The 14271-nt window shown below is 32.9% G+C and carries 16 protein-coding genes and 1 riboswitch; of the genes, 5 read left to right on the top strand and 11 right to left on the bottom strand.

What is annotated here, in order from left to right:
* The first annotated feature begins 7 nt into the window (after positions 1-7).
* Genes LV842_RS11490 through LV842_RS11475 form a run of 4 tightly spaced genes read left to right on the top strand, consistent with a single transcriptional unit; the run spans position 8 to position 3331 of the window.
* Positions 8-742, top strand: coding sequence for a tetratricopeptide repeat protein (locus LV842_RS11490; RefSeq protein WP_233111601.1), 735 nt, complete (start codon positions 8-10; stop codon positions 740-742).
* The gene (locus tag LV842_RS11485) at positions 742-2484 is read left to right on the top strand and encodes a BatD family protein (RefSeq protein WP_233111600.1); all 1743 of its coding nucleotides are present in this window, start codon (positions 742-744) and stop codon (positions 2482-2484) included. The genes LV842_RS11490 and LV842_RS11485 overlap by 1 nt, the downstream gene beginning before the upstream one ends.
* A 44-nt stretch (positions 2485-2528) precedes the next feature.
* On the top strand, positions 2529-3131 hold the full coding sequence (locus LV842_RS11480) for a MarC family protein (RefSeq protein ID WP_233111599.1): 603 nt from the start codon (positions 2529-2531) through the stop codon (positions 3129-3131).
* A gap of 5 nt (positions 3132-3136) precedes the next feature.
* On the top strand, positions 3137-3331 hold the full coding sequence (locus LV842_RS11475; protein ID WP_233111598.1) for a hypothetical protein: 195 nt from the start codon (positions 3137-3139) through the stop codon (positions 3329-3331).
* 141 nt (positions 3332-3472) lie between these two features.
* Here LV842_RS11475 and LV842_RS11470 read toward each other — a convergent pair whose 3' ends face one another.
* The 9 genes from LV842_RS11470 to LV842_RS11430 form a co-directional block, all read right to left on the bottom strand.
* Positions 3473-4441, bottom strand: a complete 969-nt coding sequence (locus tag LV842_RS11470; RefSeq protein WP_233111597.1) for a chorismate-binding protein — start codon at positions 4439-4441, stop codon at positions 3473-3475.
* A gap of 22 nt (positions 4442-4463) precedes the next feature.
* Positions 4464-5357 (bottom strand): hypothetical protein, encoded by an 894-nt coding sequence (locus LV842_RS11465; RefSeq protein ID WP_233111596.1) that lies wholly within the window; start codon positions 5355-5357, stop codon positions 4464-4466.
* 13 nt (positions 5358-5370) lie between these two features.
* Positions 5371-6471, bottom strand: a complete 1101-nt coding sequence (locus LV842_RS11460) for an RNA polymerase sigma factor (RefSeq protein WP_233111595.1) — start codon at positions 6469-6471, stop codon at positions 5371-5373.
* A 4-nt stretch (positions 6472-6475) separates the two neighbouring features.
* The gene (locus tag LV842_RS11455) at positions 6476-7546 is read right to left on the bottom strand and encodes a hypothetical protein (RefSeq protein WP_233111594.1); all 1071 of its coding nucleotides are present in this window, start codon (positions 7544-7546) and stop codon (positions 6476-6478) included.
* 61 nt (positions 7547-7607) lie between these two features.
* Positions 7608-8063, bottom strand: a complete 456-nt coding sequence (locus tag LV842_RS11450) for a hypothetical protein (RefSeq protein WP_233111593.1) — start codon at positions 8061-8063, stop codon at positions 7608-7610.
* 115 nt (positions 8064-8178) lie between these two features.
* On the bottom strand, positions 8179-8613 hold the full coding sequence (locus LV842_RS11445) for a PaaI family thioesterase (protein ID WP_233111592.1): 435 nt from the start codon (positions 8611-8613) through the stop codon (positions 8179-8181).
* 107 nt (positions 8614-8720) lie between these two features.
* A complete protein-coding gene (locus LV842_RS11440) occupies positions 8721-9317 on the bottom strand; it encodes a 1-acyl-sn-glycerol-3-phosphate acyltransferase (RefSeq protein WP_233111591.1) in 597 nt (198 codons plus the stop codon).
* 312 nt (positions 9318-9629) lie between these two features.
* Positions 9630-11357, bottom strand: coding sequence for a PspC domain-containing protein (locus LV842_RS11435; protein WP_233111590.1), 1728 nt, complete (start codon positions 11355-11357; stop codon positions 9630-9632).
* A gap of 11 nt (positions 11358-11368) precedes the next feature.
* Complete coding sequence (locus LV842_RS11430; RefSeq protein ID WP_233111589.1) at positions 11369-11698, bottom strand: PadR family transcriptional regulator; 330 nt, start codon at positions 11696-11698, stop codon at positions 11369-11371.
* Positions 11699-12012: 314 nt separating this feature from the next.
* Between LV842_RS11430 and LV842_RS11425 the strand changes: the two genes are divergently transcribed.
* Entirely contained in the window at positions 12013-12603 is a 591-nt protein-coding gene (locus tag LV842_RS11425) for an HD domain-containing protein (RefSeq protein WP_233111588.1), read from the top strand.
* A 144-nt stretch (positions 12604-12747) separates the two neighbouring features.
* Here LV842_RS11425 and LV842_RS11420 read toward each other — a convergent pair whose 3' ends face one another.
* Both LV842_RS11420 and LV842_RS11415 read right to left on the bottom strand, forming a co-directional pair.
* Positions 12748-13131 carry an acyl-CoA thioesterase gene (locus LV842_RS11420; protein ID WP_072952759.1) on the bottom strand — a complete coding sequence of 128 codons (384 nt, stop codon included), beginning with the start codon at positions 13129-13131 and terminating at the stop codon, positions 12748-12750.
* A 114-nt stretch (positions 13132-13245) separates the two neighbouring features.
* A riboswitch (cobalamin riboswitch) is annotated at positions 13246-13427 on the bottom strand.
* 43 nt (positions 13428-13470) lie between these two features.
* Complete coding sequence (locus tag LV842_RS11415) at positions 13471-14268, bottom strand: hypothetical protein (protein ID WP_233111587.1); 798 nt, start codon at positions 14266-14268, stop codon at positions 13471-13473.
* Positions 14269-14271: the final 3 nt, after the last annotated feature.

Here is a 14271-nt window from a genome sequence, read left to right as displayed (position 1 = left end):
GCATTGGATGAATACTAAAGTCATTTTTTTATCGTTTATATTTGCTTTTATGTTTTCAGGCTGTTTATTCGGGCAGGAAAGCTACAGGACGTTGGTGTATGAAGGCAATCGAAAATTTGACGATAAAAACTATGACGGTGCGTCTTCTAAATATATGGAAGCGGTAAAGCAAAATAAAAAAGACTTTACAGCTCATTATAATATGGGGAATGCATTGTATAAGAGCAAAAAATATGAAGAGGCAAAAGCCGAATTTGAAAAAGCCCAATCGCTTTCTCAAACTCTTCCGGATAAAGCAGCAGCTCTTCATAATTTAGGAAATACTTATATGCAGATGAATCAGCCCGAAAAAGCTGCAGATTATTATAAGCAATCCCTAAAACAGAATCCGAGAAGTGAAGCAACAAGAAAAAATTTTGAAATTGCTAAGCTGAAGGAAAAAGAAAACCAACAAAAGAAAAACCAGCAGAATAAAGGCAAAGGAGGCGGCGGTGACAACCAAAAACAAAATGATGATCAGAAAGGAAATCCTAAAGATCAAAAACAGGATCAAGGAAAAGGCCAACAAAATAAAGGGGAAGGAAACAACCCTGATCAAAATCAGAATAATGAAGGCAAAATTCCAAAAGATCTTGAAAATGCCATATTAAACAAAGTAAGCGAAAAAGAAAAGGAAACCGCCAGAAGAATTTTAAACAAGAATTCTTATTCGATGCCGCAAAGCAACGAGAAAGATTGGTGATGAAGCAAAAGCTTATCTACATATTATTACTGTTTATTTCCATAATTTCTTATGGACAGGTAAGTCTTTCTCTGGAACCTGATAAAACTGAGTATAACGGAAGAGAAATTGTAAATCTTACTATCGTGTTGGAATTGAATGGTAGTGAATTAATGCAGCAAACAGGATTCCAATTACCAGATCTTTCTAAATTTAATCTAATAGGTAGCGGTTCAGTGACTAACAGTTTCATGGATCCTGTTACCAATACAGTGATTACTGAAAAAATTACAAGATTAGCACTTGAGCCTAAAAAGAAAGGGAAAATTAAAATCGGTTCGGTTCTCGTTACAGTTAGCAATAGAATCTACAAAACTGAGCCTTTTGATATTTTAGTAAAAGATATCGAGAAAAAATCTTCTGCTCATAATACAACGCTGAATGAAGTTTATCTGAACATGGAAATTGAAGATAGGGAAATCTATCAGGATCAGCCTACCATTGCTGTATTAAAAGTATATTCCAGAAATATAGATAATTTAAGAAAGGTTAGAAACATACAGCTTCCTCAACAAGACAATATTAATGTACATCCGGTACATTTCAGAAAATCGGAGATAGACCCTTCAGATATGGGAGGGAATATGGCTTCACAGGTGGTTGCGGTCTTTATGGTTTTTCCTAATGAAGCCGGATATATAGAAGTCCCTGCTGTTTCAGCTTCTGTAAACACGCTTGCTCATAAAAATAAAATACTTTCAAATAAAGTAAAGCTTAATGTTAAAAAACTTCCGGAAGGATCTCCTGAAAGCTTTAAAAATGCTGTTGGGAACTTTAAGGTAGATGTGTATTGCGAGACAAAAGAAAAAGCTGAAATAGAGAAACCAATACATGTTGTTGTAAAAGTTTCAGGAGAAGGGAATATTACTGATATGATACTTCCAGGTATTGAAGCTTCTCCGGATTATGAATTTTTCACTCCAAAAATTACCTCAAAAGTTTATCCGGGAAAAGTAGGGATGAAGGGTGAGATTTTTGCGAATTATATTGTCGTTCCAAAAAAACGAGGGGACATTGTAATTAAAACTGAAGATTTTTCATTTTTTGATCCTGAAGAAAAAGAATATATAGATGTTCCTGTTGAGCAATTAAGTATTCATGCATTTTCTCATGAGCAGGTATTAGAATCCCGTACAACGGTAGAAAAAGTAAACGAATACACAAATAATTTCCTGGAAACGGTAAATACGCCGGTTTTAAAAACGACTTCATTTAAAGTAAAAGAAAAAAATAAGTTTAACTGGAATGTGTTGTTTGTGAATATTGCGATTCTATTAAGTTTAGTCATCACTTATCTAGTATTCAGAAATTGGCAAAAAAAACGTTCTTTGGTTAAAAAAACGGTATCTCCCCACTCTTTAGGTTCTGTTGCAGAAACTGAAAAAGAAATCAGAGCTACTCTGAAAACGGATATTACAGACTATTTTAACTATTTAAAAAATCTGAAAGAAAATAATGAGTATTTCAAATTTTTTGAAACCGTAGAAGAGCTTGATTCTGAAGTCAGAAACCAATATTTTCAAAGTTCATCAAAGGATTTCAACGTATTTTTAGAGAATTATAAAGGCTTACATATTGCGGAAGAATATAGAAATCTGGCTCAGAAAATTCAGATTGAAAAATATACTCCTGTAAAATCTGAAGAGGGAATTGATGAACTCTTCAATACAATTGTTAATTTATATTCTCGTATTAGCAAATAATTAATTATTTTTCATATTTTTGCGAAATTCTTAATTGCAATATAATGGAAATATTTGAACATTTTTCTTTAAAAGAGATCATTACCTGTTTTATGGTTCTCTTTGCCGTGATCGATATTATAGGTTCCGTTCCTATCGTGGTAAGTCTGCAGCAAAAATTTGGACAGATTGAAGCCAGAAAAGCATCCCTTACAGCAGGTGGAATTATGCTTGTTTTCCTTTTTGTAGGGAATAAGATACTAAAGTTCATTGGAGTAGATGTCAATTCCTTTGCAATTGCAGGGGCATTTGTAATTTTCATTATCGCTTTGGAAATGATCTTAGGAATCGAGATCAACAAAACTTCAGAAGCGAAATCAGCATCTATTGTTCCTATTGCTTTTCCATTGGTAGCTGGAGCAGGAACTTTAACGACTACACTATCTTTAAAAGCTGAATTTCATGATATTAATATTATTTTTGGAATCATTCTCAATACAATTTTCGTATATTTGGTGCTGAAATCTGCGACTTGGCTGGAAAAGAAAATGGGGGAAGCTACATTGGCTATTTTACAGAAAGTTTTTGGAATTATTCTATTAGCAATTTCAATCAAATTATTTACCGCAAACTTTGCCCAATTGGTGCAGAATTATATTAATTTTTAAAAATTATGCAGAAGTTTTATAAAGTATTTTTGGTCGTTTTCGTTATCATTATCGGAATCAATGTGTATGCAATAGATTTTAACACAGATCTTTTATCTGAGGACAATCTGAAGTTTGTATTCTCTATTGCAGCAGGTATTATAGGATTAATATTGCTTTTTGTAATGAATACCTGGAGTAAAATCGGAGTAAGAAAATAATAGTTTTAATTATACTATCAAATATAAACCTCTTTCAATTTTGAAGGAGGTTTTTTATTTTTTCATTATAGCTAAAATAGTATGCTTGTCATTCTGAATGAAGTGAAGAATCTCTTTATTCAGCTGTATAAAAGTGTGAATTTAAGAAACCACAAGATTCTTTAAAACCGCTTCAGATTTCAGTTCAGTTTCAATCCATTCTTTTTCGGGGCTGCTTTGAGCGGTAATTCCGCCTCCTACAAAAAGATGTACCGCATTTTTATAAAGCTTGGAACAACGAAGATTAACAAAGTACTGAATGCTTTCTTCAGTTTCTATTTTGATGTAGCCTGCATACAATTCGCGCGGAAATTTTTCCAGTTGCTGAATGTTCTCTTTACAAAATGCTTTAGGAATCCCACAAACAGCAGGGGTAGGGTGTAATTCCTTAATGATTTGATCTAAATCTTCCGGTTGGATTTTGATCTTAAAATCTGTTCTGAGATGCTTAATATTTCCGGAAATATGATCATAGGATTCTGATTCGTCAAGGGTTTCAGAATAGTTCTTTAAAATATTTCTGATATAGCTGGAAACCGGTTTTTGCTCTTCAATTTCTTTTTCAGACCAGTGTTCTGAAACAGGAAGTGTTCCTGCAAGGCTCATCGTTTCAAAAGTATGTGTTTTTTTATTGAATTTTCCCAATACTTCTGAGAAAGCGCCCATCCAAGAATTCTCGTTATCAACAAAGATATATCTGAAAGCATTTGGATACGAATTGCAGAGGCTTTTAAAGCTTTCTTTAAGGTCAATTTGATTAAAGTCAGTGAAAATTTTTCTTCTGGAATAAACCAGTTTAGGAAGCTGATTATTTTTGATCACTTCAATGACTTTGCACAAAGTATTCAAATATTCCTCTTTTGTTTCTGTAATAAAGCCATTTTTATCTTCGGCTAAGGATTGACTTGAAATAGTTACCGGATTAAATTTTTCCGGATCTATTTCAATAATTTTCCCATTGAAATCAATTTGACTTAAACCATCAAAAGAATAAAAATTGATATTGTTTTCACCTGAATTTTCATCTGTTGAATACAGCCTTTCGTCGAAGGGGAATTTGAAATAGATCATTATTATACTGCTTTTTCAAAAATCAGGGCTTGGAAATAAGATAAGAAATCCCGAAGCTGATTTTGCTTTCTACAAAGGTATTATTAGTCTTAAAAATGTCAAAATCAAACGACTTGTTTTTTAGTGTAAAATTGTTGATTTTATAATGTTGATATTCTAAATTAATCAGGAAACGGCTGAAAATTCGATATTGCAGGCCCAATGAAAAACCGAAATTGATCTGATCGCTTTTAAAGTCATCCAGTTTGTTTAAAACTGCATTTTCCGGAACTAAAAACTGCATTTTGTAGGTGTTTTTATTAACCAAAAAACCTATAAACGGGCGGAATTTTTTCCATTCATAGAGTGCTTTTAACTGCAAAACGTATTCAAAGTGTTTATTATTAAATCTTTGAAAAAGCAACGGCAGCCGGTCTTGAGTGAAGTAAAATCCGTTGAAAGCAGTGTCTTCTTTATTAGCATCAAGATCGAAGGAGGAATGCCAATAAAAAACATTTGCAGAAAATAATAATGACAATTGAGGAGTGAAAACGTTTCTTGAAATCCAGATTCCCAGATTTTCTCCGAATTGTTGTTTTTTCTCTGATATATTTTCTGCCCAGCTTACATTTTTTAAACCAATTCCGCCCTGAATTCCGTATTGAAACCTTGTATTTGAAAGTTTTTTTAGTTTTTTTTCAAGTTCTTTTGTATCAATATTCTGGTGTTTCAAATCTTTGATTTCCTTTTCTTTAATTTCCAAAGAAGAGATTTGTAGATTGGCAGGTTTTAATGGTATTGATTTTTCTACATACACCGTGTCATAAACAACTACTTTTTCATAAACATACACCGTATCAACTTTTCTCTTTTTTTGTGCGAATGAAAAGTTAATTAAAATGCAGAAAAAGAGTAAAAATACCTTTTTTAAAAACATGGTTTGATCAGTTTTATCTTTCAATATAAATGGTGTCTCTCTGAATAATCTTTTTCACGACAATCACTTTGTGAGAACTGGATTCAGCAGAATCTTTTTTGATTATAGTTTTTGAAGATACTAAGTTTTTTGTTTTGAAAGAAGAGGGATTATCTGTTTCTGAATTTTTCTTGGTTTCTGAATCTGATTGCTGCGAAATTGATACATCTTTTAAAGCTTCCTCCGGATAGAGCTTCTTTTCGTTATCTGTTTTAGCTTCATGAGTTGAGAAGTGTTTTTCTTCTGATTTTGAATCTGAGGTGTTAGAATTAAATGTTGTAATTAAAGAGCTTTTTGGATTAAATAATAAAAGAGATCCGACAATAATAATGAAAAGGGTAGATCCGATGACAATTTTTTGTTTCCAGAAATTGTTTGGGGAAAATGTGATTGTATTGATCGGAAAATCAGCAGGAATTTCAAATTTTTTAGATGGCGAAATTGAAAAATCTGAAAATTTACTTTGAAATGTTTGTGCCCACAATAAACCTCCAAATCCTAAGAACACTAAAAGCTGAGCAGTTTTGTTTTTCTGAGTTTCTTTACTAACGAAATGGGTGAGCAAATAATTCTGAACAAATTTTTTCGCCCTCATTAAATGGGACTTCGAAGTATTGACAGGAATTTTTAATAAGCTTGAAATCTCTGCATGAGAATAGTTTTCAATATAATAGAGGTTGAAAACCGATTTGTGATGGGGAGGCAAGCTGTCGATAGATTGTAAGAGCTCTTCTCTTGTGAAATTGTATGCTAAAATGTGTTTTGTTTCGTCAATTGCAGATGTTGTCATTTCGGTAAATGGATCTGGGATTTCTGATGGTTCGATATTGATCAAAGGATCTTTAGTGGTTTTACGGATAGATTGTAACGCATTATTAACTACAATTTTTTTCAGCCATGCAAAAACGGCCTTTTCATCTTTCAACTGATGATTTTTTTGTATGGCCATGATAAAACTGTCCTGAAGAATATCTTCTGCAGTCTGAAGATCTGTAATATATCTGCGACAAATCCCCAAGAGTTTTGGGGAATGGTCGAGATAGATTTTTTGCCAGTTGAGCTTTGTTTTTGACATTGATTTAATTTTCTACTACATAGATTGCATTGAAAGTTCCTGTGAAGTTTTGAGAACTGTTTTGTGTACTCGTAATAGTTTGTACTTCGATACCGTTTGCAAATACTTTTCCTGTATAAGCGGTATTATTTGTGTTATTATATTTAATTATATAGATATTATTGTCTAATGCAAATACATCCTGAATATAGGCTAAAGAAGAGAAACTAGGAGTAACTGTTGTTGTATTTTTATAATAATTGTTTCCTTGGTTGTAGTATATTGTATATAAATCACTAGTATGAATATCGCCTGTAATTTTACCAAAAATAGGGACCGGATGAATATAATATCCGATTGATGTTTCTACATTGGTAGATATGTTTTTAGAATAAAAACTAGCATTTTTTTGAAATAAAATGTGTAATCCGTCAGTGTTTTTTGTAAAATTAAATACATAAGTTGACTGATTTAGAGAATTGAAGGTCATATTCTTGAAATAACCTCGATCTGTGTTTTGATTATTGTCAGTAATTCTGGCAGACACATAAACATCTGTTCCTGTTGTTGAGTTGGTTACTGCTATCCCCTCTGCTGCAGGTGTATACTGACTTTTATAAAGAATCGTTTTTACACCGTTTTTCCAATAGCAAAGTTCATATTTATCAAAAGTGCTAGTAGCTGCTGGATTTTCAATATATCCAGAGAAATAAATATCTCCATTGTTTACTGTAAAACCCGTAATGTCATGTAAACCAGTATTAGGAAGATTGAGATATTGCTTAATTTCATATCTCGTTCCATTTTTCCAAAAATAATGAATTGGTTTGAGTGAAGTTGGAGTTGATCCATTACTTCCTGTTACATATATATTGTTGTTTTGAACTAAAATTTCTAAAGGATTTATATTGTCTCCATTCGTAAGATCCGTTTTTACGTTGTTTTTCCAATAGCAAGCTTTACTATTCTCTCTACCTGCGATGTATAAATCGTAAGAAGTATTCTTTTTTTCAAGTTCCTCGCCAGTATTACTATCATCACTACAAGAAATCACAAATGTCAACAATAAAATAAAGGGTAAAATTAAGTTTCTCATGGTTTTTGTTATAAAAAGTAAAAAGTAAAAAGTAAAAAGTAAAAAGTAAAAAGTAAAAAAATTAATAAAATACGACAGGTTTTGCAATTTTAGGAATTTTCACGATGTGATAGGGCTGTGTTATAACCGAAGTAGTGTTTCCCTGCAATAGTTTTTCTACATCTACATTGATACTTTGAGAAGATTCATCTATCGTCATGATATCTATGGAATGTCCTCCATTATTATAAACCTGATCAAAAGCTACAATCAGCATATACTGATTAAAATCGATATTAATTTCTGTAAAACTTCCCGAAACGTTGTAAGGGTTGTCTAGTGAGGTAAGGAAGCTATTCCATTGTGTGGTGTTGGTGATCGCTATATTCTGTTGGGGCATAGAATGAGAGGATATCACACCTTTTCCTATAAGCTGCATATTGATAGGAATGCTTGCGACAGCATTTTCTTCACTTTCATGACAAGAAAACATGACAAGCAATGAGCTTATAACTGTTAAAAGTAGAATTTTTTTCATACAGATAAATTTAAAGTTTTATATCTATATGATGCAGAAAATTAAAAAGGTTGCACTATGTATATAAAAAAAGACCCAATTTTTTGAGTCTTATCATATTTGATGATATAAAATTTTATCTATTGATAATGTTATTCGTCATTGTGGTATGACTTATCAGCTGACCTTTTTCATCTCGAATTTCGATTTCAGAAACATGCATAGATCTTCCTTTTCTAATAAAACGTGCAACAGCTGTTACGATACCGTCTTTTTTACTTCTTAAATGGTTGGTATTGATATTGGTGCCAACGCCATAGTATTTTTCACCATCAATAAAAATATTAGACAGGCTAGAACCCATTGTTTCAGCCAAAACACAGCTGGCTCCGCCGTGCATAATTCCGAATGGCTGATGTATTCTAGGTAAAACGGGCATTGTTGCCGTTAATGTTTCATTTTCAAGATCAATATCTGTGAATTTTATTTCCAGCGTTTTTGCAAATGTTTCGCCACCCCAGTTATTGATGAATGCTAATATTTCTTCTTTGGTTTTATCTTTCGTGTACATAGTGAGATGAGTAATTTTTTTGTTGATAAAAAGTAAAAAGTAAAAAGTAAAAAGTAAAAAGTAATTTTGCTTCTAACTTCTAACTTCTAACTTCTAACTTCTAACTTCTAACTTCTAACTTCTGAATCATTCCCCATAATATTGGGATTCCAGTTTGCAGGAATTTTTGGTCCGATATCGTTTTTGATATAATAATTCTGGATTTCTTCCATAATTTCTGAAAAAGGAACAGAGGCAATTCTTTCGTAAGGTATTGTATACCCTAAATAAACTATATTTCTTTTAAAGTCTCCTGCTGCTAATACGATAGGAACTTTTGCTGCCAAAGCCATATGATAGAATCCTTTTCTCCATTTAGGAACCCAGCTTCTTGTACCTTCTGGAGTGATGACCAAACTGAAATTATCTTTTTCAAACTGTTTTGCTACGAAATTCACTAGATCATTCTTCTGGCTTCTGTCGATTCCGATTCCGCCCAAACCTCTTACAATTCCACCATACCAAGCTTTTGTATGAGAATCTTTAATAATTACTTTCAACGGTTTTTCTAAAGACCAATAGGCAAGATTTCCCAAAATATATTCCATATTGTGGGTGTGAGGTGCTACCACAAGAATACACCTGTCTAAGCTGCTTTTATCGCCTTGTAAAACGACTTTCCAGCCTAAGATTTTCAGCATCAGTTTGCCAATTAGTTTTTTCATAATCTTCGTATTAAAACAAAAAAGTATAACCAAATATTGGTTATACTTTACAAATATATTGAAATATTATCGCTCTTAAAACAAACCGCTGATTAAATCTACGATTTTCATTACAATTTCTAATGCTACTTGTACCATGGTTAAAAAATATTTTTGTTATTGATTTGGGGATTAAAATAACTTCACGAAGGTATGCTATTTTTTTGATAAACAAGCTAAAAAGTTAATTTTTTTAATCTTTTTGAGAGAAGAAGAGTGTGAATTTCAAACTGTTGCCATCCATTCACACCTTCTGCCACTCTCTGCAGTTAATTATTTAGTTTGTATGGAAATTTCGTTTTTATCTTCGTTTACTTTGATATCTACGTTACCGCCTTTCATTTTTTTGATGCTGTGTTTCATAGAGTCAATTACTTTATCTGCTTGGTTACTAGGAACTTTTTTACCGTTGATGATTATGCTGTCGCTGTCTTTATCATCAGAACTGTATTCGATAGTAGAACCGTTTACTGTGATTTTGTTCTTTTCGATTTTGATATTTCCGTCTTCATCTCTTTCCTGATCGTTATCATTGATTCCGTCGTTGTTCAAATCTCCGTCGAAATTAATTCCGTCTTTCTTAGCTGGGATTACTATAGTATTTTGAGGAATTACCAATTCGTAATCGATGCTGTAGTCTCTGAATCTGTGTTCGTATGGATATTTAATGTAATTAGGAAGAATTACTTTATTACCAACAATTTCTACAGGAATATTTACATTCAATGGAAGATTATATCCTTTTGCTTCTTTTTTAATGATTAAGTAAGGCGTTTTGATATCCGCTTTTCTTGTTACGTCTACATGAGTCCAATCTTTTTCATATACTGAAATTTTATCGGAATAAAGATCATTATCGTACCCTTTAAAGTTTTGAGGAATAGCTACTTGTTTTAAATCAACATATAAAGTATCTGAATTTGTGTTGATCGAAATTTCTTCCGTATCTTCCTTATGACCTTTTAAGAACATTTCTTGTTTCGCCATGCTGAATCCGAAATAAGTACCCAAAGAAATCAATGCTAGGAATAGAGCTCCGATTACCCAACCTGTATTTCTTAATTTCGTTTTTGGAGAAATTAATTTGATACTTAATAATCCGAAGATCATTGCAGGGATTAAACTTCCTAAAGTGATCAATGCCATAATGATGTATCTCATGCTGTCATTGTCGAAATAGAAATTCATTTCGCTGATAGGAGGGAAGTCGCTGTCTGCTCCCATGAAACCGAATACTACAAATACTCCGATTAAACAAGATAAAGACATGAATGCGAAGATTCCACCCAAAACATATCTTACAATGTTCCAAAGTCCGCTTCCTGCGTTGTTGATGTAAGGCTTGTTTTCGTTATAGATTTCTCCGACCCTCTGAGTAGATTCGTTGGCGAACTGTACCAATTTATTAGACTCATTCTTAAGATTGTCGAAGTTCATAGGCTTTCCCTTCATTTTCAGGAAATCTGCTGCAGTTTCTGCTTTTGGTAATACTGCCCAAAGGATTACGTAAAGCAAGAAAACTAACGTTGATGAAACAGCGGCTGTGAAAATTCCTAAAACGAAAATTCCTAACCAGATGGCTCTCATTGCTGTAATATCCATGCCTACATAATGAGCTAACCCAGCGCAAACACCTGCGATTTTTTGTCTTTCAGGATCACGGAACAATTGTTTTTTATCAGTATGCTCAGTTCCTGAAGAATAAGATTGTTTAGTATTTTTTTCAGAATAATAAGCTTCTTCCTGCTCTTCAATTTTTTCAGGGCTTCCGATCTGTGCAATTACTCTTTCTACATCCGAATCGTTTATTACTTCACGTTTTCCTAAAGAATCTCTGAAGATTTCTACCATTCTGATTTCTATGTCATGCATTACCTCTTCCGCTTCTGAAGCATCTAGTGAGCTTCTCAGTGCATTAAGGTAATCGCTAAGCTTTATATATGCGTGTTCTTCTATTGTAAAAGAAAAACCTGCGAGTCCTATTGAGAGTGTCTTGTTCATAGCTTTGTTTTTTAATGTGTTTGAGTGATTTGGTTTACGGAATCTGTTAATTCGTTCCAGGTATTTTGAAGTTCATCTAAAAATAATTTACCTTTTTCTGTAATCTGGTAGTATTTTCTAGGTGGTCCTCCGGTAGATTCTTCCCATCTGTATGAAAGGAACTCGCCATTTTTTAATCTTGTTAAAAGTGGGTAGAGTGTTCCTTCTACTACGTCCAGTTTTCCTTTTTTCAGCTCATCTATTAAGTCGGAAACATACATTTCACGATGATTGATGAGACTTAAAATACAGAATTCCAGAATTCCTTTTCGCATTTGCGCTTTGGTATTTTCAGTATTCATCTTTAATAAGTTTTGTTAATTAGTTATATAATTTTCGAAGTTCGGAACCTAGCTAGATGATCCTATTTCGATTTTACATTACAAAGATATATAATTAAAATGGTATTATGCAATACAAAGTAGTGAAATTATTTTTATTTTTAATTTAAATAATTGAAAATCAGTTAAATAATTTTTAATTGGGTTTCCGTTGTAATTTTGATAAGTGCAATTTTGACTCATAAATTTTAAATTTTCGTACTTTTAGATCAGAATTTTTTGATGAAATTCTATGAATTGATTCGAATAAACGAATACAATAAAGAAGATAAAGAATGAAAATACAGAAGGAGATTGATTTTATTTTGGCGGTGGATGCCTTAAAAAATGTACAGAGAAGAAATTATAATGCGGATGATTCCAGAAGAGAAAATACAGCAGAACATTCCTGGCAAATTATTATTTTGGCACAAATTCTTTTCCCGTACGCAAAAAACAGAACTGATATTGATTTGCTAAGAGTAATCAGAATGCTTTCTATTCATGACTTGGTAGAGATCGAGGCCGGAGACACATTTTTATTTGATGAAGCAGCGATGGTTGGAAAATTTGAAAGGGAAAAAATTTCTGCTCAAAAAATCTTCGGAATTTTAGATGAACCTTTAAAAACCGAATTTTTTAATCTTTGGTTAGAATTTGAGGAAGAAAAAACTCCGGATGCTATTTTTGCTTGTGCCATTGATAGAATTATGCCTTTTATTCTGAATTCTCATACTTCAGGAAAAAGCTGGACAGAAGCCGGAGTTACTGAAAAACAAATCAGGAATATGCTGGAGAATGCCATTGTAAGGGCTTCTGATGAAATGGGTGAAGCTTTTCATCACTTGTTGAATCTTAGTCTTGAATCTGAAAAGGTTTTGAAATAGTTATAATATAGAATGTATGTTTATTAATGTTGTCTCGTAATCAACATAATAGAATAAAAATTTCGGCGGGCAAAGCCCGCCGAAACCATCTAATTAAACTTTGAAAATAGAGAATTCCGGCGACCGAAGGTCGCCGGAACCTTTTTATAGTATTGAGATTGGTTTCTTAAACTCATCAATGGCTACAAAAGTAAAATCTCCTACGATAGCTCTTTCTCTCTCGTAAGAATACATTTGTTCCGTATAGATTTCAACATTTACTTTCATACTTGTTTTTCCGACATGAGAAACTTTGCCGATGAGTTCTACGATGGTTCCTGCAGGAATAGATCTTTTAAAATCAATTTTATCACTGCTTACCGTTACCACACGTTTTCTTGCAAATCGTGTAGCCGCAATAAAAGCCACTTCATCCATGAGTTGCATCGCTGTACCTCCGAAAAGTGTATCGTAATGATTGGTTGTGTTGGGGAAAACTGCTTTGAAAATTCTGGTCTCCGATGCTTCAATTCTTTCTTCTGTAGTCATATTTCATTATTAATTAAAGCGAGATGAAATAGATTAAAATAACAGAAGAATAGCAGGAACATAAGGTATTCCTGTTAAAATCCATCAGATCAATAAACTTCAGATCGCGAAAGTTTTTTGTTTAAAGAAAAGGCAGGTCTCCTGACTTGTAACATCTCTATTTCCTTCCCATGCTTTTGCACAGTGGATTTTTTAATAAAGACTTTAGTTACTTACAGTTGCGCGACAGTCCGTGATTTTCACACGATTCCCTTTTAATCAGCGGTTAAGCAGAACCAATTTCTATGATGAATAAAGTTGTAAAACTTTTTCGGGACAAAAATAAGAATATTTAGGAGATTATTCCGGGTTTTTATAAATAATCTGGCTTATGGCTGATCCTTGCTTGATGGACCAGAATGTGACATATCTGTTTTCTCCGGAACCGTTGATCATATATAAGAAGATGTGATCCTGATCTAAAGCGGTAACCCCTACATTATCAAAGTCCATGGTAGGTTGAAACAAATTTTTTATGGCATCCCTTACAAAAACAGAGCCTCTTCCCGGTTGTTGTACTCGGATAGATTTTATTTCGGTCATTCCTTCAGGAAGCTCTTTACCGATTCCCCAGGTTTTTTGTTTGTCAATTTTAATGATATTTCCTTCCGCATCTTTTTCCTGTTTCTTAATATGGGCATAAGAAGGATAAATGTCAATAATGACTTTGCTTCTCTGATTTCCTGGTATTTTAGGATTTGTATCGTCAGTGAAAATTAGAGATTTTCCGTTTTTAGACTTAGAAGGAGTGAATTTAGGCAATTGATCCACAAAAACAACACGGTTTTTATTGACCATTCCTTCCTTTGTAATGCTGTCGTATCTTACGAAAGGTTTGTCCGTATCATCTTTTTCAGGATATTTGATCCATATCCATTCTGTTTCACCCGGTGCAGGTTTTACATAGACAAACACATCACCTGTTTTCATGCGGATTTTATCAACGATTTTTCGATAATCATCTTTATGAACACGCACCATTGCATAGCCTTCTTCTGCTTTTACCACCCCAAAAGGAATTTTGTTTTGTGCATTCACAAAAGCCATAGAAAAAAGACTAAAAATAGATAGATACAATGCTTTATTCACGGAAATCATCTT

This window comes from Chryseobacterium gwangjuense, assembly GCF_021311115.1.
GTDB lineage: Bacteria > Bacteroidota > Bacteroidia > Flavobacteriales > Weeksellaceae > Chryseobacterium > Chryseobacterium gwangjuense.
Note: the sequence above shows the minus strand (reverse complement) of the source record. Positions and strands in the feature narration are given on the sequence as shown.

What these genes read in the sequence shown, in the direction of transcription:
- LV842_RS11445 (WP_233111592.1), bottom strand. Translation starts at nt 8,613, where the DNA reads ATGTACACGAAAGATAAAACCAAAGAAGAAATATTAGCATTCATCAAT.
- LV842_RS11455 (WP_233111594.1), bottom strand. Translation starts at nt 7,546, where the DNA reads ATGAGAAACTTAATTTTACCCTTTATTTTATTGTTGACATTTGTGATT.
- LV842_RS11450 (WP_233111593.1), bottom strand. Translation starts at nt 8,063, where the DNA reads ATGAAAAAAATTCTACTTTTAACAGTTATAAGCTCATTGCTTGTCATG.
- LV842_RS11475 (WP_233111598.1), top strand. Translation starts at nt 3,137, where the DNA reads ATGCAGAAGTTTTATAAAGTATTTTTGGTCGTTTTCGTTATCATTATC.
- LV842_RS11470 (WP_233111597.1), bottom strand. Translation starts at nt 4,441, where the DNA reads ATGATCTATTTCAAATTCCCCTTCGACGAAAGGCTGTATTCAACAGAT.
- LV842_RS11435 (WP_233111590.1), bottom strand. Translation starts at nt 11,357, where the DNA reads ATGAACAAGACACTCTCAATAGGACTCGCAGGTTTTTCTTTTACAATA.
- LV842_RS11490 (WP_233111601.1), top strand. Translation starts at nt 8, where the DNA reads ATGAATACTAAAGTCATTTTTTTATCGTTTATATTTGCTTTTATGTTT.
- LV842_RS11425 (WP_233111588.1), top strand. Translation starts at nt 12,013, where the DNA reads ATGAAAATACAGAAGGAGATTGATTTTATTTTGGCGGTGGATGCCTTA.
- LV842_RS11420 (WP_072952759.1), bottom strand. Translation starts at nt 13,131, where the DNA reads ATGACTACAGAAGAAAGAATTGAAGCATCGGAGACCAGAATTTTCAAA.
- LV842_RS11485 (WP_233111600.1), top strand. Translation starts at nt 742, where the DNA reads ATGAAGCAAAAGCTTATCTACATATTATTACTGTTTATTTCCATAATT.
- LV842_RS11415 (WP_233111587.1), bottom strand. Translation starts at nt 14,268, where the DNA reads ATGATTTCCGTGAATAAAGCATTGTATCTATCTATTTTTAGTCTTTTT.
- LV842_RS11465 (WP_233111596.1), bottom strand. Translation starts at nt 5,357, where the DNA reads ATGTTTTTAAAAAAGGTATTTTTACTCTTTTTCTGCATTTTAATTAAC.
- LV842_RS11440 (WP_233111591.1), bottom strand. Translation starts at nt 9,317, where the DNA reads ATGAAAAAACTAATTGGCAAACTGATGCTGAAAATCTTAGGCTGGAAA.
- LV842_RS11480 (WP_233111599.1), top strand. Translation starts at nt 2,529, where the DNA reads ATGGAAATATTTGAACATTTTTCTTTAAAAGAGATCATTACCTGTTTT.
- LV842_RS11460 (WP_233111595.1), bottom strand. Translation starts at nt 6,471, where the DNA reads ATGTCAAAAACAAAGCTCAACTGGCAAAAAATCTATCTCGACCATTCC.
- LV842_RS11430 (WP_233111589.1), bottom strand. Translation starts at nt 11,698, where the DNA reads ATGAATACTGAAAATACCAAAGCGCAAATGCGAAAAGGAATTCTGGAA.